18 protein-coding genes and 1 other RNA gene are annotated in these 22,854 nt (G+C 67.4%); 12 read left to right on the plus strand and 7 right to left on the minus strand.

The window, feature by feature from the left end; translation table 11 throughout:
• Positions 1 to 75: 75 nt before the first annotated feature.
• From purL to ACWPV3_RS00510, 4 genes are all read left to right on the plus strand, one after another.
• Positions 76 to 2,292 (plus strand): phosphoribosylformylglycinamidine synthase subunit PurL, encoded by a 2,217-nt coding sequence (gene purL / locus ACWPV3_RS00495; RefSeq protein WP_453976437.1) that lies wholly within the window; start codon positions 76 to 78, stop codon positions 2,290 to 2,292.
• On the plus strand, positions 2,289 to 2,621 hold the full coding sequence (locus ACWPV3_RS00500; RefSeq protein WP_313452117.1) for a DUF305 domain-containing protein: 333 nt from the start codon (positions 2,289 to 2,291) through the stop codon (positions 2,619 to 2,621). The genes purL and ACWPV3_RS00500 overlap by 4 nt, the downstream gene beginning before the upstream one ends.
• Positions 2,622 to 2,669: 48 nt before the next feature.
• Positions 2,670 to 4,058: a cytochrome P450 gene (locus ACWPV3_RS00505; RefSeq protein WP_453976438.1), complete on the plus strand. Its 1,389-nt coding sequence runs from the start codon at positions 2,670 to 2,672 to the stop codon at positions 4,056 to 4,058.
• Between the two features lie 155 nt (positions 4,059 to 4,213).
• The gene (locus tag ACWPV3_RS00510) at positions 4,214 to 5,224 is read left to right on the plus strand and encodes a glycosyltransferase family 4 protein (protein ID WP_453978480.1); all 1,011 of its coding nucleotides are present in this window, start codon (positions 4,214 to 4,216) and stop codon (positions 5,222 to 5,224) included.
• Here the strand turns inward: ACWPV3_RS00510 and ACWPV3_RS00515 are convergent.
• The 5 genes from ACWPV3_RS00515 to ACWPV3_RS00535 all read right to left on the minus strand — a co-directional run bounded on the left by ACWPV3_RS00515 (position 5,203) and on the right by ACWPV3_RS00535 (position 7,528).
• Positions 5,203 to 6,024, minus strand: coding sequence for a TIGR00282 family metallophosphoesterase (locus ACWPV3_RS00515; protein ID WP_313452120.1), 822 nt, complete (start codon positions 6,022 to 6,024; stop codon positions 5,203 to 5,205). The genes ACWPV3_RS00510 and ACWPV3_RS00515 overlap by 22 nt on opposite strands.
• Positions 6,025 to 6,034: 10 nt before the next feature.
• Complete coding sequence (locus ACWPV3_RS00520) at positions 6,035 to 6,583, minus strand: 5-formyltetrahydrofolate cyclo-ligase (RefSeq protein WP_453976439.1); 549 nt, start codon at positions 6,581 to 6,583, stop codon at positions 6,035 to 6,037.
• Positions 6,584 to 6,722: 139 nt separating this feature from the next.
• Positions 6,723 to 6,883, minus strand: a non-coding RNA gene (gene ssrS, locus ACWPV3_RS00525) — 6S RNA.
• Between the two features lie 52 nt (positions 6,884 to 6,935).
• A complete protein-coding gene (locus ACWPV3_RS00530) occupies positions 6,936 to 7,271 on the minus strand; it encodes a cell division protein ZapA (protein ID WP_312736306.1) in 336 nt (111 codons plus the stop codon).
• Complete coding sequence (locus ACWPV3_RS00535) at positions 7,271 to 7,528, minus strand: hypothetical protein (protein WP_453976440.1); 258 nt, start codon at positions 7,526 to 7,528, stop codon at positions 7,271 to 7,273. The genes ACWPV3_RS00530 and ACWPV3_RS00535 overlap by 1 nt, the downstream gene beginning before the upstream one ends.
• A 95-nt stretch (positions 7,529 to 7,623) precedes the next feature.
• Between ACWPV3_RS00535 and tkt the strand changes: the two genes are divergently transcribed.
• The 5 genes from tkt to ACWPV3_RS00560 all read left to right on the plus strand — a co-directional run bounded on the left by tkt (position 7,624) and on the right by ACWPV3_RS00560 (position 13,627).
• Positions 7,624 to 9,615, plus strand: coding sequence for a transketolase (gene tkt / locus ACWPV3_RS00540; protein WP_453976441.1), 1,992 nt, complete (start codon positions 7,624 to 7,626; stop codon positions 9,613 to 9,615).
• A 4-nt stretch (positions 9,616 to 9,619) separates the two neighbouring features.
• Positions 9,620 to 10,009 (plus strand): VOC family protein, encoded by a 390-nt coding sequence (locus ACWPV3_RS00545; protein WP_453976442.1) that lies wholly within the window; start codon positions 9,620 to 9,622, stop codon positions 10,007 to 10,009.
• Positions 10,006 to 11,202: a formate-dependent phosphoribosylglycinamide formyltransferase gene (gene purT, locus ACWPV3_RS00550; protein WP_453976444.1), complete on the plus strand. Its 1,197-nt coding sequence runs from the start codon at positions 10,006 to 10,008 to the stop codon at positions 11,200 to 11,202. Before ACWPV3_RS00545 ends, purT begins: the two co-directional genes overlap by 4 nt.
• A 111-nt stretch (positions 11,203 to 11,313) precedes the next feature.
• Complete coding sequence (locus tag ACWPV3_RS00555) at positions 11,314 to 13,401, plus strand: carbon starvation CstA family protein (RefSeq protein WP_453976445.1); 2,088 nt, start codon at positions 11,314 to 11,316, stop codon at positions 13,399 to 13,401.
• A complete protein-coding gene (locus ACWPV3_RS00560) occupies positions 13,394 to 13,627 on the plus strand; it encodes a YbdD/YjiX family protein (RefSeq protein ID WP_312736297.1) in 234 nt (77 codons plus the stop codon). The genes ACWPV3_RS00555 and ACWPV3_RS00560 overlap by 8 nt, the downstream gene beginning before the upstream one ends.
• Before the next feature lie 7 nt (positions 13,628 to 13,634).
• Here the strand turns inward: ACWPV3_RS00560 and ACWPV3_RS00565 are convergent, their stop codons facing one another.
• Complete coding sequence (locus tag ACWPV3_RS00565) at positions 13,635 to 14,942, minus strand: S41 family peptidase (protein ID WP_453976446.1); 1,308 nt, start codon at positions 14,940 to 14,942, stop codon at positions 13,635 to 13,637.
• Positions 14,943 to 15,053: 111 nt separating this feature from the next.
• On the opposite strand from ACWPV3_RS00565, the gene ACWPV3_RS00570 reads away from it, so the two are divergent.
• Positions 15,054 to 15,752, plus strand: coding sequence for an HAD family hydrolase (locus ACWPV3_RS00570; protein ID WP_453976447.1), 699 nt, complete (start codon positions 15,054 to 15,056; stop codon positions 15,750 to 15,752).
• A gap of 52 nt (positions 15,753 to 15,804) precedes the next feature.
• Here ACWPV3_RS00570 and ACWPV3_RS00575 read toward each other — a convergent pair whose 3' ends face one another.
• Positions 15,805 to 18,771: a TonB-dependent receptor plug domain-containing protein gene (locus tag ACWPV3_RS00575; protein ID WP_453976448.1), complete on the minus strand. Its 2,967-nt coding sequence runs from the start codon at positions 18,769 to 18,771 to the stop codon at positions 15,805 to 15,807.
• 405 nt (positions 18,772 to 19,176) lie between these two features.
• Here ACWPV3_RS00575 and ACWPV3_RS00580 point away from each other — a divergent pair, with 405 nt between their 5' ends.
• Complete coding sequence (locus tag ACWPV3_RS00580) at positions 19,177 to 19,494, plus strand: hypothetical protein (protein WP_453976449.1); 318 nt, start codon at positions 19,177 to 19,179, stop codon at positions 19,492 to 19,494.
• Positions 19,495 to 19,519: 25 nt separating this feature from the next.
• Positions 19,520 to 22,819 (plus strand): carbamoyl-phosphate synthase large subunit, encoded by a 3,300-nt coding sequence (carB, locus tag ACWPV3_RS00585; RefSeq protein WP_453976450.1) that lies wholly within the window; start codon positions 19,520 to 19,522, stop codon positions 22,817 to 22,819.
• Positions 22,820 to 22,854: the final 35 nt, after the last annotated feature.

The raw sequence follows: 22,854 nt of genomic DNA on the forward strand, positions 1-22,854 counted from the left end.
CGGACTCAACCGCCGACGATCTTCGATGTTCCGGCGGGCTGACATTCGCCCCATCTGCGGCTAGAAGCGCCGCCCATGAGCGCTCCGCAAAAGACCATGTCTGAATTGGCCGCCGAGTACGGTCTGGCCCCGAACGAATATCAGGTCGTCCTGGACCGGCTGGGGCGCGAGCCGAACCATGTCGAACTGGGTGTCTTCTCGGTCATGTGGTCCGAGCACTGCTCCTACAAATCCTCCAAGATCCACCTGGGCAAGTTCCCCACGACCGGCGAGCGCGTCATCTGCGGGCCGGGCGAGAACGCGGGCGTCATCGACATCGACGACGGCGACGCCTGCATCTTCAAGATGGAGAGCCACAACCACCCCTCCTACATCGAACCCTATCAGGGCGCGGCGACGGGCGTGGGCGGCATCATGCGCGACGTCTTCACCATGGGCGCCCGTCCGGTGGCCCTGCTGAACGCCTTGCGATTCGGCGATCCCAGCCACGAAAAATCGAAACGTCTGGTCAAGGGCGTGGTCGCCGGCATCGGCGGTTACGGCAACTGCGTCGGCGTGCCGACGGTCGCGGGCGAGACCAACTTCCACAAGGGCTACAACGGCAACATCCTGGTCAACGCCATGTGCGTCGGCCTGGCCCGCGCCGACGAGATCTATTATTCGGCCGCGCCGGAAGCGGGCCACGACGTGGTCTATTTCGGCTCCAAGACCGGCCGCGACGGCATCCACGGCGCCACCATGTCCTCGACCGAGTTCGACGACGAGTCGGAGGCCAAACGCCCCACGGTCCAGGTCGGCGACCCCTTCGCCGAAAAACTGCTGATCGAGGCGACGCTGGAGCTGATGGCGTCCGGCGCCGTCGCCGCCATTCAGGACATGGGCGCGGCGGGCCTGACCTCCTCCTCCGTCGAAATGGCGGGCAAGGGCGGCGTCGGCATCGAACTGAACCTGGACAAGGTGCCCCAGCGCGAAACCGGCATGACGGCCTATGAGATGATGCTGTCGGAAAGCCAGGAGCGGATGCTGGCGGTGCTGAAGCCCGGCTATGAGGACGTCGGCTATCGCATCTTCCAGAAATGGGGCCTGGACTTCGCCATCATCGGCAAGACCACCGACACGGGCCATCTGGTGCTGACGCACCACGGCGAGACGGTGTGCGACGTGCCGCTGGCGCCCCTGTTCGACGACGCGCCCCTGTATGACCGCCCCTGGGTCCAGCCGGAGTTGCAGCCGAAACTGAGCCCCTCGAACATCCCGGCGCCCGAGAACTGGGCCGATGCGGTGATGAAGGTCGTCGCCTGCCCCGACATGGCGTCGAAACGCTGGATCTGGGAGCAGTACGACCGCCACGTCATGGCCGACACGCTTCAGGATTCCTCGACCGGCGCCGACGCCGGCGTGGTGCGTGTGCATGGCACGGACAAAGGTCTGGCCGTCACCTCAGACTGCACCCCCCGCTATGTCCAGAACGACCCCTATGAGGGCGGCAAACAGGCCGTGGCCGAGGCCTGGCGCAATCTGACCGCCGTGGGCAGCCGCCCCATCGCCATCACCGACAATCTGAACTTCGGCAATCCGCAGCGCCCCGAGATCATGGGCCAGATCGTGCGCGCCATCGACGGCATGGCCGAGGCCTGCCGCGAACTGGTCTTCCCGGTCGTGAGCGGAAACGTGTCGCTGTATAACGAGACCAACGGCGTCGCCATTCCGCCGACCCCGACCGTGGGCGCCGTGGGCCTGCTGCCCAACTACGACGTCGTCACCGGCTTCGGCGGCATGGCCGAGGGCGACGCGCTGGTCCTGATCGGCCAGACGAACGGCGAACTGGGCGCCTCCCTCTATCTACGCGAGGTTCTGGGCCGCGAGGACGGCGCCCCGCCGCCCGTCGATCTGAAGCTGGAAAAGAAGACCGGCGACTTCGTGCGCGACCTGATCGAGGGCGGCGACCTGACCGTGGTTCACGACCTGTCCGACGGCGGCCTGATCGGCGCCGCGGCAGATCTGGTTCTGGCGTCCGACGTCGGCGTGACTCTGGACGCCTCCAGCGCGATGCACGCCCACATCTTCCTGTTCGCCGAGGATCAGGCCCGTTACCTGGTCGCCGTGACCGACGCCGACGCCCTGATCGCCAAGGCTCAGGCCGCCGGCCTGCACGCTTCGGTCGTCGGCCATGCGGGCGGCGACGCCTTCGCCTCCAAGGGCGACAAGGGCGAACTGTTCAGCATCCCGGTCGCCCATCTGCGCGAATGGCACGAAGGCTGGATGCCCGGCTGGCTGGGCGACGCGGCATGATCCGCGCCGCCGTTCCCGTCGCCCTCGTCCTGACGCTGGGGGCCTGCGACGGCGGCGGCGATCCGGTGCAGCAGGCGCTGCGCGACACATCCGCCGCCAATCACGCGGCGGCGGCCCGCACGACGGCCGAGGCCGAGGCCGCCCGCCAGACGGCCGATCAGGCCTATGTCGCCAGGATGATCACCCACCACGAGAGCGCCGTCGCCATGGCCCGGATCGCCCTGCACGACAGCCGCGACCCGGAAATCCGCCGCATGGCCCAGGCCGTGATCGACATCCGGACCCGCGAGATCGCCGAGATGAAAGCCTGGACGCCCGCGACGCAATAGGCGGGCCGGGCCTTTCGAAGGTCACACCCTGCGCCTAACTGTTGGGGCATGGCTGACGGAACAACACCCTTTCGTCCCGCGATCCCGCCCCGCCGGACGGGCAAGCCGCTGTCGTTGCTGCCCTTCCTGTGGGTCAGCTGGCGCGACCCCATCCGCATGTGGTCCGAACGGCATTTCACCGAGCCGCAGATCTATGGCCAGTCGGCCTTCGGCGAGGTTCTGGTGGTCAGCCACCCGGAGGGCGTGCGTCACGTCCTGACCGAGAACGCCGCCAACTACGAGAAGGGAGAACTGCAGAAACGGGTGCTGGGTCCGATGCTGGCCGAGGGCCTGCTGCTGACCGAGGGCGACACCTGGCGCCGCGCCCGGCGCATCCTGGCGCCCCTGTTCACCCCGGCCAAGATGGCCACCCTGAACGCCCGCATGGCCGAGGTCTGTCACGCCCGCGTCGCCGCCTGGGCGCTGTCGGCGCGCGGGCGGGTGCTGGACGTCGATTCCGAGATGTCGGGCCTGACCTTCGACATCCTGTCGGCCACCATGTTCTCTGACGAACTGGGCGGCGAGGCGAGCGGATTCGAACGCGCCCTGAACCAGTTTCTGGCCAACGGCGCGCGCATCGATCCGCTGGACGTGCTGGGCGCGCCCGACTGGGCGCCGCGCCTGGGCCGTCTGGCCAGCTTCCGCTCGGCCCGCTTCTTCGAACAGCGCGTGACACGGCTGGTCGAGGCCCGCCGCGCCCGGATCGAGGCCGGCGACGCCCCGCCCGCCGATCTGCTCAGCGCCCTGCTGCTGGCCAGGGACGAGACCGGCGGCCCCGGCCTGTCGGACGAAGAGGTTGCGGCCAACATCCTGACCTTCATCCTGGCGGGGCATGAGACGACGGCCCGCGCCCTGGGCTGGACCCTGCACCTGCTGTCGCGCCAGCCCGAATATCTGGCCAAGGTGCAGGCCGAGGCCGACGGTTTCGACGTCGAAAATCCCAAATGGGCCGAGGCCCTGCCCTGGACCCGCGCGGTGCTGGAGGAGACGATGCGCCTGTTCCCGCCCGCCCCGACCATGGCGCGCAAGGCGCTGGCGGACGACGAGATCGGCGGTCAGACGATCAAGGCCGGGGCGACAGTGATCGTCTCGCCGTGGATCCTCCAGCGTCATCAGCTGCTGTGGGACGACCCAGACGCCTTCAAGCCCGAGCGCTTCCTGCCCGAGAATCGCAAGGCCATCGATCGCTACGCCTACGTCCCGTTCAGCGCCGGACCGCGCGTCTGCATCGGCGCGGCCTTCGCCCTGCAGGAGGCGATGATCGCCCTTGCCGCCATCCTGCGCGTCGCCGAGGTCGAGGCCCTGACCACCGCCGAACCCCGGCCGGTCCATCAGATCACCCTGCGCAGCCGCGAACCGATGCGACTGCGATTGAGGGCGCGACGCAAGAAGAGTTGAGCCGATCCCATATCGTCGTCTCATCGCCATGATGCGCGGCTAAGCTATACGACCTCCCACGGAATCTCTCTGCCTTGCGCACCGCCGTCCTGCTTCCTCCGGGATGCCTATTTTCCGAAGCCCGGCCGAACTCGATGGAGACCGTCGTGCGGACGATGGCGGGCGTCGATCAGGGGAGCAAGACGCGAATTTTCTGCTGTGGCGGGGCCGACGATCACAACGTCGCCGAAGCCGATCCTCTGCCTGTCGGCCGGTCGCGAATGCCGGCTCTGATCGAACGGCTGCGCGCCTTTCGACCCGATGTGATCGAACACCATCAACAGGTGAAACAGGCGCTGGCGGTGCAGCGGGCGCTGCCCGACACCCCCCATCTGCTCTACCGGCACAACGCGCTGCGCCCGCCGCGCCATGCCGTTGACCGCTGGCGCTATAAGGCGCGCTATGAGCGGCTGGACGGCCTGGTCTTCGTCAGCATGGCCGAGCGGGACGCCTTCGCGCGCACCTTCTCCGATTTGGACGACCGGGCGTTCGCGGTGCCCAACCCCATCGACGCCGCCCCCTGGCTGGCCTCGCCCGAGGATCGACAGCCTCTGATCGCCTTCGCCGGACGGGCCATGCGGGAGAAAGGCGTCGATGTGCTGTGCGCCGCCCTGCCCGCCGTTCTGGACGCCCATCCCGACTGGCGCGCCGTCCTGATGCTGAACGACTGGGACGAACACGCCCGCTGGGCGGCCGGTCGTGTCGCACCGTTGGCGCGGTATGGCCTGCGGTTCGAGTTGCTGAAGTCGGCGCCCCTGGCCGAGGTGCGCCGCCGGATTCAGACGGCCGCCATCGCCCTGACGCCATCGGTCTGGGACGAGCCGTTCGGCCTCACGGCGATCGAGGCTCATGCGGCAGGCGCAGCCCTGATCTCGTCGGGACGCGGCGGCTTGCGCGAGGCCAGCGGACCCCACGCCCTCTATGTCGATGCGGTCACGCCCAACACGCTGGCGGCGGCGATGGATCGGCTGATTCGCAATCCCGTCGAACGGCTGGCCCTGGCGCGATCAGGTCAGACCTATGTGTTGGCGACGCATACGCCGCAACGTCGTGCCGCCGAACTCAAAGGCGTGCGCCAGACCGTAATCGCTCGGCGCCTGGCGCGTCAGACGACCGGCACGGCCTGAGACAGTCGCCCGCCGACGCGGATCGGCTCGACCCGCGTGGCCAGGCCGGTGCGGTCGTCGGTCTCGACAAACACGCCGCACACCGTCGCCGGTCCCGACGCCGGCGTATATCGACCGCCCGAAATCCGGGTGGTGAAGCGGCGCAGCGGCTCGTCCTTCTCGTTGCCGATGACGCTGTCATAGTCGCAGCAGCCGCCCGCATCGGTCTGATAGGCCGTGCCGCCGGGCAAGATCTGGCAATCGGCGGTCGGGACGTGGGTGTGGGTGCCGACGACCAGCGACGCCCGCCCGTCGCAGAAATGGCCCATGGCCATCTTCTCCGAGGTCGCCTCGCAGTGCATGTCCACGATCACCGCATCGGCGACGGCGCCCAGGGGGGCGGCGGCCAGTTCACGCTCCACCGCGCCGAACGGATCGTCCATCGGGTCCATATGCACCCGCCCCAGCACGTTCATGACCAGAACGGTGCGCCCCGTATCCGTCTCGAACAGATTGGCCCCGGCGCCCGGCGCATCCATCAGGCGCGGATAGTTGGCCGGCCGGATCAGGCGCGGCTCGCGCACGATATAGGTCAGGGCCTCGCGCTGGTCCCAACTGTGGTTGCCCAGCGTCAGACAGTCGGCGCCCGCCATGAACAGCTCGCGCGCCGTGTTCTCGGTGATGCCGAAACCGCCCGCCGCATTCTCGGCGTTCACCACCACGAAATCCAGCTTCAGGTCGCGCTTGAGGCCCGGAAGATGGTCGCTGATCCCGTCCCGGCCGGACTTGCCGATGACGTCGCCGAAGAAGGCCAGTCTCATTGGATGTGTCTCATTCGAAAGCCGTATAGCCGTTCTCGGTCAGAACGCCATGCAGTCGAATGTCGTGGGCTTCCAGTCTGAGCGGCTCGGCCTTCTGTCCAGCATAGGCGAAACCGATCCGCAGGGCGTCAGGGCGTTCGGCGAAGGTGCGGTCGTAATAGCCGCCGCCCTGGCCCAGCCGCCCGCCGAAACGGTCGAAGGCCAGAAGCGGCGTCAGGATCAGGTCGGGATCGACGATCTCGGCCAGCGGCAGGGGCGCGGGGCATCCGGCGGCGTCCAGTTCCAGCGGCTCGCCGGGCGCCCAGGCGCGAAACTGCATCGGCGCATCGCGTTGAACCACCACCGGCAGACACAGTCGACGCCCCGCGGCCTCAAGCGCTTTAGCCAAGGCGTCCGTATCCAGCTCGGACCCCATGGCGCGATACAGGGCGACGATCCGGGCTGGCGGCAGGTCGCGGGCATGATCGGCCGCACGACGCGACGCCAGCGGATCGCTCTCGGCCAGACGCTTTCGCAAGGCCCGTGCGGCGGACCGGCGTTCGTGCTTGTCCTGGCTCATCCGCCCTCCCGAAACGTCCGCGCGCTCAATCGCGAGCGACAACCCAAAACACGCACTCAGTCGCCGAGAACACGCGCACCAGCCGCGCTCAAGCAGCGCGCGACCGCGTCGCAAGCGTTAGCGCAAAAAGACGGAAGGTGGCGGCGCCGCGCGAACCGTGAAGAGCGTTTAAATCCTCTCGACCTGGGTAGCCAGGTGGGCTCCATATGCCCAGGCCCTCGAGCCCGGACAGGGACAGATCCCGTAGAGTGAATTAAGGTCAGAAGGATATGTTGTCTTCGACGTGGGCCGCAGCATGACCCGCCGTCGGACAAGATAGGGCCTCGCGACCGAACGCGCCAGCGGCGAGCCATCATATATTTTGCGCGATCTTCTCGATCCGGGCGGCGACGGCGTTCAGGGCTTCTGCGACCCCGTCCTGGGTCGCGGCGGCGGTGGATGCGGGTGCGCTGGCAGGCGCGGGGGCGGTCGCCTTGCCGCCGTTCAGCCGCGCCTCGTGCAGTTCGTCCGACAGGATCAGGGCCGACATCAGAAACAGCCTCAGATCGCCCACGTTTCCGACGTCCTGGGCCACCTGGCGCACCTGGTTGTCGAACTGTTTGGCCAGGATGCGGACGCGCTCTTCCTGCCCGTCGGCGCAGCCGATGGCGTAGGGGCGGCCGTTCACCTCCACGGTCACTGTGGCCATCAGTCGGCCTGCCTTTCGACGGTTTCGGCCAGGACCTCGCGCACCGCCTGGGCCGCGCGGCCCAGGGCCTGCGACGCCTCACGGCCGGCGGCTTCCAGCTCGGCCTCGCGCTGCTCAGCCGGTCGAGGCGCGAACAGGTCGTCGTCCGCGATGGCGGGCGCCGAGGCGGGCCGCGCCTTCAGCTCCAGAATCTTGCGTTCCAGTTCGGCCAGGGCGCGGTCGATACGCGCCCGTGCGGCCGTGGTGGCGTCTGCCATCGGTCGCTCCTTCAGATTGCGTATAGAACCCGACGGCGCGTCGGGGTAAAGCGGCGCCGCCTCTTAAATTCCGCATCCCGACGAAAGGTCTCATCGTGACCGACGCCAAATCCGCACCGAAGGCCACCGCCGAGCAGATGGCCAACGCCATCCGCGTCCTCGCCATGGACGGCGTCGAAAAGGCCAAGTCGGGACACCCCGGCATGCCGATGGGCATGGCCGACGTGGCGACGGTGCTGTTTTCCAAGTTCCTGAAGTTCGATGCATCGCGCCCCGACTGGGCCGACCGCGACCGCTTCATCCTGTCGGCCGGTCACGGCTCGATGCTGATCTACGCCCTGCTGCACCTGACCGGCTACAAGGCCGCGACCAAGGAAGAGCTGTCGAACTTCCGCCAGTGGGGCTCCAAGACCGCCGGCCACCCGGAATACGGCCATATGCCGGGCGTCGAGGTCACGACCGGCCCTCTGGGTCAGGGTCTGGCGACCTCGGTCGGTTTCGCCATGGCCGAGCGGCATCTGGCCGCCAAATACGGCGACGACCTGGTCGATCACCGCACCTGGGTCATCGCCGGCGACGGCTGCCTGATGGAGGGCGTGTCGCAGGAGGCCATCGCTCTGGCCGGCCGCTATAAGCTGAACAAGCTGACCGTGCTGTGGGACGACAACGAGATCACCATCGACGGCAAGGTTTCGCTGTCGGACGCCGTGGACCAGAAGGCCCGCTTCAAGGCCGCCGGCTGGGCGGTCAAGGCCGTCGACGGCCACGACATGAAGGCGATCAAGTCGGCGATGCAGTGGGCGATCCGTCAGGACAGGCCGACCCTGATCGCCTGCAAGACCAAGATCGGCAAGGGCGCCGCCACCATGGAAGGCAGCCACAAGACCCACGGCGCGGCCCTGGGCGCCGCCGAGATCGCCGCCACCCGTCTGGGCCTGGGCTGGGACCACGCCCCGTTCGAAATGCCGGAAAACATCCTGTCGGCCTGGCGCAAGGTCGGCCGTCGTGGATCGAAGGACCGCAAGAAGTGGGAGGCCCGCCTCGCCGCCTCGGCCCAGGCCGCCGACTTCACCCGCGCCATGAAGGGCGACCTGCCGGAGGCCGCCTTCGACGCCCTGAACGCCAAGATCGCCGAACTGATCGAGACGCAACCGGCCCAGGCCACGCGCCAGTCGTCGGGCGCGGCGCTGGACGAACTGTTCGCCGCCATTCCCGAACTGGTCGGCGGCTCGGCCGACCTGACCGGCTCGAACAACACCTTCGTCAAGGGCACGCCGATCCTGGACGCTCCGACCTATGAAGGTCGCTACGTCAACTGGGGCATCCGCGAGTTCGGCATGGCGGCCGCCATGAACGGCCTGGCCCTGCACGGCGGCGTCATCCCCTATGGCGGCACCTTCATGGTGTTTTCGGACTACAGCCGCCCGGCCATCCGCCTGGGCGCCCTGATGGGGGTCCGCGTCATCCACGTCCTGACCCACGACTCCATCGGTCTGGGCGAGGACGGCCCGACGCACCAGCCGGTCGAACATCTGGCGGCCCTGCGCGCCATTCCGAACCTTCTGGTCTTCCGCCCCGCCGACACGGTCGAGGCGATGGAGTGCTGGCAGATCGCGCTTCAGACCAGGACCGCCCCCTCGGCCCTGGCCCTGTCGCGCCAGAAGACCCCGGCGGTCCGCACCGTCGCCTCGGGCGAAAACCTGTCGGCCAAGGGGGCCTATGAGATCAAGGCCGCCAATGGCGAGGCCAAGGTCACGCTGTTCGGCACCGGCACGGAACTGGCCCTGGCGCTGGACGCCGCCAAGGTTCTGGAGGCCGAAGGCACGCCCACCCGCGTCGTCTCGGTCCCCAGCTTCGAACTGTTCGAACAGCAGGACGCCGCCTATCAGGCCGCCGTCATCGGGCGCGGCACGGTGCGCGTCGCCGTCGAGGCCGCGATCCGACAGGGCTGGGACCGCTTCATCGGCGAAGACGGCGGCTTCATCGGCATGACCGGCTTCGGCGCCTCGGCCCCGGCCGAGGTCCTGTACGAGAAGTTCGGCATCACCTCGGACGCCGTCGTGGCGGCGGTCAAGGCGCGGCTCTGATCCCATGCCTCGCCTCGGCGCCGTCAGCCTGCTGGTCCGCGACTATGAAGAGGCCATCGCCTTCTTCGTCGGCAAGCTGGACTTCGTCCTGGACGGCGATATCGACCAGGGGACGAAGCGCTGGGTGCGTGTCACGCCGCGCGGCGGCGACACCAGCCTGATCCTGGCGCGCGCCTCGACGCCCGAGCAAGTCGCCCGGATCGGGGATCAGGCCGGCGGTCGGATCTGGCTGTTCCTCGAGACGGACGACTTCGACCGCGACCACGCCGCCTTTTCAGCCGCCGGCGTTCGCTTTCGCGAATCTCCGCGCGACGAGCCCTATGGCAAGGTCGCGGTTTTCGAGGACCTCTACGGCAATGGCTGGGACCTGATTCAATACAAGGACGCGCCATGAAACTCGGCACCCCGCTTTCCGACACCGCCGTCCGCGTCATGCTGTTGGGCTCGGGCGAACTGGGCAAGGAGGTCGCGATCGAGCTTCAGCGGCTGGGCTGCGAGGTCATCGCCGTGGACCGCTATCCGAACGCCCCGGCCATGCAGGTCGCGCACCGCAGCCACGTCATTCCGATGACCGACGCCCAGGTGCTGAACGGCGTCATCCTGGCCGAGGCGCCGCACATCATCGTGCCCGAGATCGAGGCCATCGCCACCGATGTTCTGGTCGACATCGAGGCGGCGGGCATGGCGCGCGTGGTCCCCACCGCCCGGGCCGTCCAGCTGACCATGAACCGCGAGGGCATTCGCAAACTGGCCGCCGAAGACCTTGGCCTGCCCACCAGTCCCTACGCCTTCGCCGGCTCGGCCGAGGAGCTGGCGGCGGGGGCGCAGGCTGTCGGCTATCCCTGCTTCGTCAAGCCGGTGATGTCGTCCTCGGGCAAGGGCCAGTCCTTCGTGGAGAACCCCGATCAGATCGCCGACGCCTGGACCTATGCGCAGGAGAGCGGCCGGGTCGCGGGCGCCCGCGTCATCGTCGAGGGCCGGATCGACTTCGATTTCGAGATCACCCTGCTGACCGTTCGCTCGCGCGGCGCCGACGGCGAGACCGCTACCTCCTTCTGCGCCCCCATCGGCCACCGTCAGGTCAAGGGCGACTATGTGGAGAGCTGGCAGCCCCAGGCCATGAGCGCGGCCGCCCTGGCCGCCTCGCAGGATATTGCTGGCAAGGTGACAGACGCCCTGGGCGGTTACGGCGTCTTCGGCGTGGAACTGTTCGTCAAGGGTGATCAGGTCTGGTTCTCCGAAGTCTCGCCCCGCCCGCACGACACCGGCCTGGTCACTCTGGCCAGCCAGACCCTGAGCGAATTCGCCCTGCACGCCCGCGCCATCCTGGGGCTGCCGGTCGATGTGACCCAGCGCGAACCGGCCGCCAGCGCCGTCATCTACGGCGGCCTGGAGGCGCAGGGCGTGGCGTTCGACGGCGTCGCCGAGGCCCTGTCGGTCCCCACCGCCGACCTGCGCCTGTTCGGCAAGCCCGAAGCCTATGAGCGCCGCCGCATGGGCGTCGCCACAGCCCGCGGCGCCGATGTCGATGAAGCCCGCGAACGCGCGCGCGAGGCGGCCGGGCGTGTGAAGGTGGTTCGGGCGTAGCTCCCCTCGTCTCTTCCCCGCCTTTACGAACTTCGTCGATTGGCCTTGCGCCGCATTGTGGTGCAAACCAGGGGATGAGGGCCGCAGTCAGCCGGTCGGGAGGGATCTGTCGTGGGCAAGCTGAGCACACCCATCATCTTCGGCGCCATCGCCATCCTGGGGGCCGTGTCGCTGGCGATCATCGCCCTGCATCAGGGCGAGAGCATCAGCGCGGTCTGGATGGTGGTCGCCGCCGTCTGCACCTACGCCATCGCCTATCGGTTCTACGCCCGCTATCTGGCGGGCAAGGTCCTGCAGCTGAACCCCGCGCGCCCGACCCCGGCCATGCGCCGCAACGACGGGCTGGACTATGTGCCGACGCCCAGGAACGTCCTGTTCGGCCACCACTTCGCCGCCATCGCCGGCGCGGGACCGCTGGTCGGGCCGGTGCTGGCCGCCCAGATGGGCTACCTGCCCGGTGTGCTGTGGATTCTGGTCGGGGCGGTGCTGGCGGGGGCGGTTCAGGACATGATGGTCCTGTTCATGTCCACGCGCCGCGACGGCAAGTCCCTGGGCGACATGATCCGCACCGAAATGGGCAATATCCCCGGCGTCATCGCCCAGGTGGGCGTCCTGATGATCATGGTCATCATCCTGGCGGTTCTGGCCCTGGTCGTGGTCAAGGCTCTGGCCGAAAGCCCGTGGGGAACCTTCACCGTCGCCGCCACCATCCCCATCGCCCTCTTCATGGGCCTGTACACCCGCTTCCTGCGCCCCGGCCGCGTCGGCGAGGTGTCGGTGATCGGGGTGGTCCTGCTGATCCTGGCCATCATCGGCGGCGGCCATGTCGCGGCCGACCCGTTCTGGGGCCCGGCCTTCACCCTGACCGGCCCGACCCTGGCGATCCTGATGATGGTCTATGGCTTCATCGCCTCCGTCATTCCGGTCTGGCTGCTCCTGGCGCCGCGCGACTATCTGTCGACCTTCCTGAAGATCGGCGCCATCCTGGCCCTGGCCATCGGCATACTGATCGTGCGTCCGCACTTGCAGATGCCGGCTGTCACCCCCTTCATCGACGGCACCGGCCCGGTCTTCGCGGGCGCCCTGTTCCCCTTCCTGTTCATCACCATCGCCTGCGGCGCCGTGTCGGGCTTCCACGCCCTGATCTCGTCTGGCACCACGCCCAAGCTGCTGGAGAACGAAGCCCAGATCCCGATGATCGGCTACGGCGCCATGCTGTGCGAAAGCTTCGTCGCGGTCATGGCCCTGATCGCCGCCACGGTTCTGGACCCGGCCGTCTATTTCGCGATGAACAGCCCGGTCGCCGTGATCGGCAAGGACGCCGCCTCGGCCGCCGCCGCCGTGGCCCAGTGGGGCTTCCACATCACGCCCGGAGAGCTTGAGCAGCTGGCCCGCGACGTGGGCGAACATTCCATCCTGTCGCGCGCAGGCGGCGCCCCGACGCTGGCGGTCGGCATGGCCCACATCCTGTCGGGCGTCATCGGCGGCAAGGCCATGATGGCCTTCTGGTATCACTTCGCCATCCTGTTCGAGGCCCTGTTCATCCTGACCACGGTCGATGCGGGCACCCGCGTCTGCCGCTTCATGATCCAGGACCTGCTGGGCGTCGCGGTTCCCAAGATGCGCGAGACCAAGTCCTGGGGCGCCAATGTCGTGGCCACGGCCCTGACGGTCGGCCTGTGGGGCTATTTCCTCTATACGGGCGTGGTCGATCCGCTGGGCGGCATCAACAGCCTGTGGCCCCTGTTCGGCATCGCCAACCAGATGCTGGCGGCGGTCGCCCTGATCCTGGGCACGGTCGTTCTGTTCAAGATGAAGCGCGAAAAGTTCGCCTGGGTCATGATTTTGCCCGCGACCTGGCTGCTGATCTGCACCCTGACGGCCGGCTTCCAGAAGCTGTTCCACCCCGACGTCCGCATCGGCTTCCTGGCCCACGCCAGAAAGTACCAGGAGGCCCTGGGCGCCGGCGATCTGATCGCCCCGGCCAGGTCGGCGGCGGACATGCACCGGATCGTGGTCAACGACTACGTCAACTCGGCCCTGACGGCGGGCTTTCTGTTCGTGGTGCTGACCATGGTGGTCTATGGCGTTCTGGCCTGCCTGAAGGCCTATCGGAACAACCGCCCGACCGTGCGCGAATATCCTGAGAGCCACGCGCTGACGGCGTCCGACGAAGCGGCGGACGTCGCCCGTGCCTGAGGTTTCCGACGATCTGCTGTGCCGGTGCCGCGACGCCGCCGTCCGCTGGGGGCGCGGCGTCCGGCGCACGGCCGGCGCCATGATCGGCCAGCCGGACTATGACGCCTATGTCGCCCACGCCGAGGCGACCCATCCGGACCAGCCGCCCCTGGACAAGGTCGCCTTCTTCCGCCTGCACGAACAGCGCCGGTTCGGCGGCGGGGCTGGAGGATTTCGTTGCTGCTGACGGCGACCTAAAGGCCATCGCGTCGATCCGGCGCCAGGGCTCTGTCGGCCGGGGGACGTCGCAGGGCGGCGATGGCCGCCTCCAGCGCCGGATCCTGACCGGCGCGGCGCTGGGCCAGGGTGCGCGGCGCGGCGATGTCGGGCGTGACGCCCCGTTTTTCCAGCCGCACGCCCCGCACGGTGACGAAGTCCGCCCGGCTCAGCGTCAGCCGGCCGCCATCGGGCAGATCGCTCTCCTGGGCGATCAGGACCGAGCCCGGCGTCTTTTCGCCGACGACCAGGCCGCGCCCCGCCTCCTGAAGGGCCGCCGGCGTCAGTTCGGCCGCGCTGCGGCTGGCGCCGTCCACCAGGACCGCGACCGGATTGGGCGCCGGCTGACGTCGCCCGCCGCAGTCGCCCGAGGCCCTCAGCACCACCGCCCGCCCCGTCCGGCCCGTGCGCGTGGCCCAGACCTGGTCGCGCGGCAGGAAACAGGTCAGCACGGACTCGGCTTCCCACAGCCGCCCGCCCGGATTGGCGCGCAGGTCCAGGATCACCCCGACATCGGGCGGCAGGCCGTCCAGCTCCTGCCCCAGCCAACGCCCCAGCCCCTGGTCGAATTGCTCGACCGTCAGGATCAGCACGCCGGGATGGGAATCGTCGGCGGTGAAGGGCTCGGGCCCGTCCATCAGCTGCGGAACCAGGGTCGTCTCGTGCCGCGCGCCCTCTTCGTCGATCAGCGCCAGACGCACGGGCCGACCCTCATAGGTCTCCACGTCCGGCGACCACGACCGCCCGTCGATGCTGTCCAGGGTCCACCCCAGTTGAACCTCCGCCGCCGCGGCCGGAGAGCCGGGCCGAACCCGCTCCACCGTCCAGACGTCCGGCGCATCGCCCCGCATCAGGGTCATGCCCATGACGGCGCGCCGGGCGTAGCGGGCGTCCTGGCGGCGCACGGCGGCGGGCGGACTGGCGGCGGCGTGACCGTCGTCCAGCAGGTCCAGCATCGCATTGATCGACTGATAGAGGTCGCGCTCGTCCTCCGCCGCCAGGGCCTGGGGCCGGAACCGCGCCCGCGCCGCCTCCCAGTCCACCCCATGCAGTCGCGGGTCGTAATAGCCGCGGCGCACCTCGTTCCAGACGCGGTCGAACACCCGCGCGTTCAGCCGCGCCCGCTCCGGCGACGGCGGCGTCCGCGCGATGTCGGAAAGGCGTACGGCCTGCGTCTCCCCGCGCGCCGGATTCCCGCGCGCCTGTGGCGACGCCGCCGCTCCCGCCGCCAGAGCCAGGCCCAGCGACAGGACGCCGACCATGCGCAGGAAGGGGCGACCGTTCATGATCTCAGCCTTGGCCGAACCCCGCCACGTCTGCAAGTCACGAAGCCGGGGCGCGCCTTGCCTTCGCCCCGGACGCACGCCAAGAGCGCAACCAGACCACGGACCACGACCATGCCCATCACCACGGTCGGCCTCGACGCCGACGACACCCTTTGGCACAACGAGACGATCTTCCGCCTGACCCATGCGCGGTTCGTCGACCTTCTGGACGATCACGGCGACGCCGAGACCATCGAGGCGCGCCTGGCCGAAGTCGAGCGCCGGAATCTGCGGCTCTACGGCTATGGCGTCAAAGGCTTCACCCTGTCGATGATCGAGACGGCGATGGAACTGTGCGACGGCGGCGCCCCGCCCGAGGTCGTGCGCGAAATCCTGGCCGCCGGCCGCGAGATGCTGGCCCATCCGGTCGAGACCCTGCCCGGCGTGGACGAAACCATCGCCGAACTGTCCGACCGATACCGTCTGATCCTGATCACCAAGGGCGACCTTCTGGATCAGGAACGCAAACTGGCCGCCTCGGGCCTGGGCGAACGGTTCGCCGCGGTCGAGATCGTCTCCGAAAAAGACCGCGCCACCTACGACCGCGTCTTCAGCCGCCACGGCACCGGCCCGGCCGAGGCGGTGATGGCCGGAAACTCCATGAAGTCCGACGTCCTGCCCGCCATCGCCGCCGGCGCCTTCGGCGTCCACATCCCCTACCCCGTCACCTGGGCCCACGAACTGGCCGACGCCCCCGAGAACGAACCCCGCTACGTCTCCCTGGCCCGCATAGCCGAACTGCCCGACTGGATCGCCGCGATCACGGCATAGAAAAGGGCGGCCCTTTCGAGCCGCCCTTCCTTCTAGAGGTCCTGAAACGCGATCAGCGCTTCAGATTCACGCCCACATAGAAGAAGCGTCCCAGCGGGCTCACCGGATAGTCGACCAGACCGCGCGACGGTTTCTGATCGCCGATATTGTTCACGCCGCCGTAGATGCTGACGTCATCCCGCAGCGTATAACGGACCTGGAGGTCATGCGTCGAACGCGCGTCGTGATAGCGGTAGCGCGGCTCGATGTAGTCGTCCGGCACGCCTTCGTAGCGACGGGTCTTCTCGAACCAGTTGTAGCCGTAGTTCACAAGCAGGTTGCGGTATTCCCAGGTCACGTCCGCATTCGCCTGCCACTTCGGAACGCGCGCCTGCCCAACGGTGTCGTCGGCGCTCAGCGGATCCGACGGATCCTCGATGAACTCCAGCTTGTCGAGCTTGTTGGCGGTGACGCCGATACGGAAGGTGCCGATATCCCGCTTGACGCCAAAGTTCGCCGGGTCGATCCGGTAGTCCACGGTCAGATCCCAGCCCGACGTCCGGTACTCGGCGACATTGACGCCGAACTGCTGGAACGAATCGATGAATTTCGTGGACGGATCGCGTGTCAGCAGCGCGCAGAACTGGTTCGGCTGGGGCAGGTCGTAGCACTTGTTGACGATGCTCTGGGCCGAGAAGAACTGGATCGCGTTCGACAACTTGATGTCATAGTAGTCCAGCGCCAGCGAGAAGCCGGGCAGGAAGGTCGGCGTCAGGACGAAGCCGCCGGTGATGGTGTCGGCCTCTTCCGGCTGCAGATTGCGATTTCCGCCGATCACGCCTTCGACCGAAGAAGAGGTCGTGTTGTTGAAGTTGTACGCGTCGTTCGGTCCCAGTCCCAGGGCCGCACGGCAGTTCGCTTCGCGAACCGCCGGATTGATCCCGTTTTGATAGGCGTTGACATCGCAGGGATCGCCCAGGCTCGCATAGGTCTGGGACAGCGGCAGGAACAGTTCCGAGATGTTCGGCGCCCGCACGGAACGCGCGCCGGTGCCGCGCAGGAACACCGAGTCATTGACGGCCCACAGCAGGCCCACCTTGTAGCTGTCCGTCTTGCCCGCCGTCGAATAGTCCGAATATCGATAGGCGCCATCGATCGTCAGGCTCTTGACGAAAGGCAGGTCCGCCAGCAGCGGCAGCGACAGTTCGCCAAAGACCTCCGTCACGTCGAATTCGCCGGACAGATCGGTGCCTTGACCAAGCCAGGTGACGTTGTAGCCAAGTTGAGCGGCTAGCCGTTCATCGGCCGAAACCATGGAACGCGCCTCTTCCCGGCGATACTCCGTGCCGAGAGAGAAGGACACGGGACCGCCCGGCAGGTTGAAGAAGGCGCCGGTGTCGCCTGAAATGAAGGCGTTGAACACAAATTGCTCGACACGATCCTTGGACGCCGACTGGGTCAGCACCCAATCCAGGGCCTCTTGCTTATTCTTGCCCTGTCCGAAGAGATTCAGCGGCTGACAGCCCGAGTTGGCGCCAGGCGTGAAGGTCGTACCCCAGGTCGAGGCGTCGAAGGGCGAGCCGAAACCGGGGTATTCGCCGAGCGGGATGGCGTTCGGATCCAGATTGGATCGGCAAACGATGTCGCCATTGGGCGCGCGCACGGCGTCGATCGCGGCGAACCACCGCTCGTTGATGCGGTTGTTCAGTTCGTTGTTGTTCTCGATCGTGCGGCCATAGTTCAGCGACGCTTCATAGGAGAGGTGGTCGTTGATGTCGCCGCGGAAGCCCACCACGGCGCGGTAGGTCTCGCGTTCCACGTCACGAAGAATGTCGCCGAGATCGAAGTTGTCCCGCGCCATGATCACGCCGTCGATCGCATTTGCGATGCCGTCGGGCGCCGTCGCGGCGGCCCGGATCGAATCCGGAATGAACGGATTGTCGATGGGGATGAACAGACCGTAGTCGAAGGTGGGCTGCGACTGGAACTGGGTCTTGGTGTTCACATATTTGGCTTCGCCGAAGAAATGATGATTGGGCGTCAGCTCGAGGTTGAAGGTGGCGTTCAGCGACGTACGTTCCAGTTCCGGAATAAGGTCCGTCTGGTACGCGGCGGTCTGGGAACCATCGCCGCCGATCATCGAGAAGCCGCTGGTGTAGATACCGTCACGGAAGGGCGTTCCGTCGCCGTTGAAGTCCACGCCCGACAACGAATCCGAGAAATCGAGATTGGTGTAGACCGATCCGCCCGGCGAGGTGTCGATGTAGCGGACGTTGCGCGCGAAGATGCGGCGATACTGGCCCGGAGCGCCGGTGTAGTCGGGATTGACCACGACGTTCTCCGACCCTGCGAGGCTGGAGAATTCGCGGTCCTCGCGCGCCAGGCGTTCAGTCTTCGAATGCTCTACGCCGAAGGTCAGGTTGGCCTTTCCGTCGGCGAAGTTGTGGCCGGCCAGCACGCTGACAAAACTGTTCTCGCCGCCGCCGTTTTCCGACCAGCCATATTGGGCGCGGGCGTCAACGCCCTCGAAGTTCTGCTTGAGCACGAAGTTGACGACGCCGGACACCCCATCGGCCCCATATACGGCCGAGGCGCCGCCCGTCATGACGTCGATGCGATCGATCAGCGCCACCGGGATCGTGTTGATGTCAACAGAAGACGATCCCGCTTCCGAGGCGACGTGACGACGGCCGTTCACCAGAACCAGAGTCCGTTGAGAACCCAGGTTGCGAAGATCCAGGAGATTCAGCCCCACCGAACCGCGGTTGGCGGCGTTGGAGTTGTCCTGAAGCGTGGTCGAGCCCACCAGCGCAGGCTGATCCGTCAGGAAGTCGGTCACATTGGTGACGCCGGCCAGTTGCAGCGACTCGCCCGTAACCGACGCAACGGGGTTGGTGCCCTGGAAACTGGGTCGACGCAGACGCGTGCCGGTGACGACGACTTCCGACACGGTGACGGCGTCGTCCTGGCTGGAGGCCGGCGGCGGCGTCTGCTGGGCCATGGCCGGGAAGGCCGCGACGAGGCCAAGGGCGGAAAGCATGCTGCCGGCAAGCAGCCGTGAACGTCGATACGTCAAGGAGAACCTCTTACTAACTATTCGGCGCGGGGGACACCAAGTGAAGTTCAGGCACACGCCTGAAGAGTGCGCAGACTAGAGCCATTGAAGCGCCCCACCCAAGCCTTAAGTGTGATATAACCGTGACACACTGGACACAAGCAGGCAGATTCTCGACTTTTTGTATGCGTTACCGGCCTTTTCGAAACGTCTTTATGCCTCAGTAGCGTCCGATCGAACATCGATATCGTGCTGCGCGACGTTTCCAGTTGCCCCCCCGCCCCTCCCTCTCTAAACGGGCCGCTTAACCGACAACACGGCGCAGGTGTCGCAGGGCCAGGCTCTGCGGCGGCTTCTTGCGCGCGCAGGAATGAAGGACGGCGCAGTCTCTTGGACGCTTCGCACATCAGTCATGACGAACGCGACGCCATGGTGCGCGCGGCGCTGGCCGAGAAGGGCGACAGCGGCGTGACCCCGCGCCACACCCTGTTCTACTTCCTGGGCGACGAGGACGGACACGGCGACCTGTGCGAGGTGGCGAGTCGCGCCGGCTTCATCGCGCGCGGCGAAGGCGACATGACCATTCTCGAGACCACCATGGCGGTCGATGCGGACAGTTTCGCGCCCGTCTCGGCCATGATGCAGACCTGGGCCGCGGCCTTCCAGCTGGACTACGACGGCTGGGAATGCGCGGTCGTGACCCATTAGCGTTCAATAAGAAGAAGAGCTGGCGATGCCCAAGCGCACAGACATCAAGTCCATCCTCATCATCGGCGCCGGCCCGATCGTCATCGGCCAGGCGTGCGAGTTCGACTATTCCGGCGTTCAGGCCTGCAAGGCGCTGAAGGCGGAAGGCTACCGGGTCATCCTGGTCAATTCGAACCCCGCCACCATCATGACCGACCCGGAGGTGGCCGACGCCACCTATATCGAGCCGATCACGCCCGAGATGGTCGAGAAGATCATCATCAAGGAAAAGCCCGACGCCCTCTTGCCCACCATGGGCGGCCAGACGGCGCTGAACACGGCGCTGGCCCTGCATGAATCGGGCGCCCTGGCCCGCCACGGGGTCGAGATGATCGGCGCCAAGGCCGAGGTCATCGACAAGGCCGAGGACCGGCAGAAGTTCCGCGACGCCATGGACAAGCTGGGTCTGGAGAGCCCGCGCTCCAAGGCCGCCCATTCGATGGAGGAGGCGCTGGAGGGGCTGGAGTTCGTCGGCCTGCCCGCCGTGATCCGCCCGTCCTTCACCCTGGCCGGCACCGGCGGCGGCATCGCCTATAACCGCGAGGAGTTCGAGGAGATCGTCCTGCGCGGTCTGGACCTGTCGCCGACCACCGAGGTGCTGATCGAAGAGTCGGTTCTGGGCTGGAAGGAATATGAGATGGAGGTCGTCCGCGACACGGCGGACAACTGCATCATCATCTGCTCCATCGAGAACGTCGATCCGATGGGCGTCCACACGGGCGACTCGATCACCGTCGCCCCGGCCCTGACGCTGACGGACAAGGAATATCAGCGGATGCGGACCGGCTCGATCAACGTCCTGCGCGAGATCGGCGTGGAGACGGGCGGATCGAACGTCCAGTGGGCCATCAATCCCGCCGACGGCCGCATGGTCGTGATCGAGATGAACCCGCGCGTGTCGCGCTCCTCGGCCCTGGCGTCCAAGGCCACCGGCTTCCCCATCGCCAAGGTCGCGGCGCGTCTGGCGGTCGGCTATACGCTGGACGAGCTTCAGAACGACATCACCCAGGTCACGCCGGCGTCGTTCGAGCCGTCGATCGACTATGTCGTCACCAAGATCCCGCGCTTCGCCTTCGAGAAATATCCCGGCTCCGAGCCCCTGCTGGGCACCTCGATGAAGTCGGTGGGCGAGGTCATGGCCATCGGCCGCACCTTCCAGGAATCGATGCAGAAGGCCCTGCGCGGGCTGGAGACGGGCCTGGACGGCTTCGACGAGATCGAGATCGAGGGCGTCGCCGGGGCCGCCGATGACGCGACCGCCCGCGCCGCCGTGGTGCGGGCGCTGGGCGTGCCGACGCCCGACCGCATCCGCGTCATCGCCCAGGCCTTCCGCCACGGCCTGTCGGTGGATGAGGTCCACGCCGCCTGCGCCTATGAGCCGTGGTTCCTGCGCCAGATCGCCGACATCGTGCGCGAGGAAGGCCACGTCCGGGTCAAGGGCCTGCCGACCGACCCGACCGAGTTCCGCCGCCTGAAGGCCAAGGGCTTCTCCGACGCCCGCCTGGCCCATCTTGTCGGGTCCACGGAAAAATCCGTGCGTCTGGCCCGTCGTGGTCTGAACGTCCGCCCGGTGTTCAAACGCATCGACACCTGCGCCGCCGAGTTCGCCAGCGCCACCGCCTATATGTATTCGACCTATGAGACCGGGGCGCTGGGCCAGATTCCCGAGTGCGAGAGCGCGCCGTCGGATCGCAAGAAGGCCATCATCCTGGGCGGCGGCCCCAACCGGATCGGCCAGGGGATCGAGTTCGACTACTGCTGCTGCCACGCGGCCTTCGCCTTCGACCAGATCGGCGTCGAGTCGATCATGGTCAACTGCAACCCCGAGACGGTTTCGACCGACTACGACACCTCGGACCGCCTGTATTTCGAGCCGCTGACGGCCGAAGACGTGCTGGAGCTGATCGAGGTCGAACGCGCGAACGGCGAACTGATCGGCTGCGTCGTCCAGTTCGGCGGCCAGACCCCGCTGAAGCTGGCCCATGCGCTTCAGGACGACGGCATTCCGGTGCTGGGCACCTCCGTCGACTCCATCGACCTGGCCGAGGACCGCGAACGCTTCCAGCAGATGCTGGAGGGCATCGGCCTGCGCCAGCCGCCCAACGCCCTGGCCCGTTCGGCCGAGGAGGCCGCGCAAAAGGCCGAAGAGGTCGGCTATCCCGTCGTCCTGCGCCCCTCCTACGTCCTGGGCGGTCGCGGCATGATGATCGTCCACGACCGGGAGCAGTTGGACCGCTACGTCCACGAGGCCATGCGCGTCTCGGGCGACGATCCCGTCCTGATCGACCACTATCTGAACCGCGCCACCGAGGTCGACGTGGACGCCCTGTGCGACGACGAGACGGTCTTCGTCGCCGGCGTGCTGGAACATATCGAGGAGGCCGGGGTCCACTCGGGCGACAGCGCCTGCTCCATGCCGCCCTTCTCGCTGCGGCCCGAGATCGTGGACGAGCTGAAGCGCCAGACCACCGAAATGGCCAAGGCCCTGAAGGTGCGCGGCCTGATGAACGTGCAGTTCGCCATCGAGGAGCCGCACGGCGAAAACCCGCGCATCTTCGTGCTGGAGGTGAACCCGCGCGCCAGCCGCACGGCGCCCTTCGTGGCCAAGACCATCGGCCAGCCCATCGCCGCCATCGCCGCCAAGGTCATGGCGGGCGTTCCGCTGAAATCCTTCGGCCTGACCGACAGGCCGTATGACCATATCGCGGTCAAGGAGGCGGTCTTCCCGTTCGCCCGCTTCGCCGGGGTCGACACCATCCTGGGCCCGGAAATGCGTTCGACCGGCGAGGTCATGGGTCTGGACTGGAAACGCGAGGGCGAGGCCGACATGGCCCCCGCCTTCGCCCGCGCCTTCGCCAAGTCCCAGATCGGCGGCGGCGTCACCCTGCCGACCTCGGGCTGCGCCTTCATCTCGGTCAAGGACGAGGACAAGCCCTTCATCCTGGACGCGGCCCGGACCCTGCTGGCCGAGGGTTTCACCCTGATCGCCACCGGCGGCACACACGCCTATCTGACGGAACAGGGGCTGGACGTCGGCCTGGTCAAGAAGGTGCTGGAAGGCCGCCCGCACATCGTGGACGCCATGAAGAACGGCGAGGTCCAGCTGGTCTTCAACACCACCTCGGGCAAACAGTCGCTGCAGGACAGCTTCTCCCTGCGCCGCACCGCCCTGATGATGAAGATCCCCTACTACACCACCACCGCCGGCGCGCTTGCGGCGGCCCAGGCCATCGGCGCCATCAAGGCCGGCGACCTGGATGTGAAGGCGATCCAGGACTACGCCTGACCGCCAAATCTGCTTAAAAGTAGGCGATCATTGCA

The sequence above is a fragment of the Brevundimonas sp. Marseille-Q4549 genome, assembly GCF_976940555.1.

Excerpts from the sequence above, each read along its gene's own strand:
- purL (WP_453976437.1), top strand. The coding sequence starts at position 76 with ATGAGCGCTCCGCAAAAGACCATGTCTGAATTGGCCGCCGAGTACGGT.
- ACWPV3_RS00500 (WP_313452117.1), top strand. The coding sequence starts at position 2,289 with ATGATCCGCGCCGCCGTTCCCGTCGCCCTCGTCCTGACGCTGGGGGCC.
- ACWPV3_RS00505 (WP_453976438.1), top strand. The coding sequence starts at position 2,670 with ATGGCTGACGGAACAACACCCTTTCGTCCCGCGATCCCGCCCCGCCGG.
- ACWPV3_RS00510 (WP_453978480.1), top strand. The coding sequence starts at position 4,214 with ATGGCGGGCGTCGATCAGGGGAGCAAGACGCGAATTTTCTGCTGTGGC.
- ACWPV3_RS00515 (WP_313452120.1), bottom strand. The coding sequence starts at position 6,024 with ATGAGACTGGCCTTCTTCGGCGACGTCATCGGCAAGTCCGGCCGGGAC.
- ACWPV3_RS00520 (WP_453976439.1), bottom strand. The coding sequence starts at position 6,583 with ATGAGCCAGGACAAGCACGAACGCCGGTCCGCCGCACGGGCCTTGCGA.
- ACWPV3_RS00530 (WP_312736306.1), bottom strand. The coding sequence starts at position 7,271 with ATGGCCACAGTGACCGTGGAGGTGAACGGCCGCCCCTACGCCATCGGC.
- ACWPV3_RS00535 (WP_453976440.1), bottom strand. The coding sequence starts at position 7,528 with ATGGCAGACGCCACCACGGCCGCACGGGCGCGTATCGACCGCGCCCTG.
- ACWPV3_RS00545 (WP_453976442.1), top strand. The coding sequence starts at position 9,620 with ATGCCTCGCCTCGGCGCCGTCAGCCTGCTGGTCCGCGACTATGAAGAG.
- purT (WP_453976444.1), top strand. The coding sequence starts at position 10,006 with ATGAAACTCGGCACCCCGCTTTCCGACACCGCCGTCCGCGTCATGCTG.
- ACWPV3_RS00565 (WP_453976446.1), bottom strand. The coding sequence starts at position 14,942 with ATGAACGGTCGCCCCTTCCTGCGCATGGTCGGCGTCCTGTCGCTGGGC.
- ACWPV3_RS00570 (WP_453976447.1), top strand. The coding sequence starts at position 15,054 with ATGCCCATCACCACGGTCGGCCTCGACGCCGACGACACCCTTTGGCAC.
- ACWPV3_RS00575 (WP_453976448.1), bottom strand. The coding sequence starts at position 18,771 with ATGCTTTCCGCCCTTGGCCTCGTCGCGGCCTTCCCGGCCATGGCCCAG.
- carB (WP_453976450.1), top strand. The coding sequence starts at position 19,520 with ATGCCCAAGCGCACAGACATCAAGTCCATCCTCATCATCGGCGCCGGC.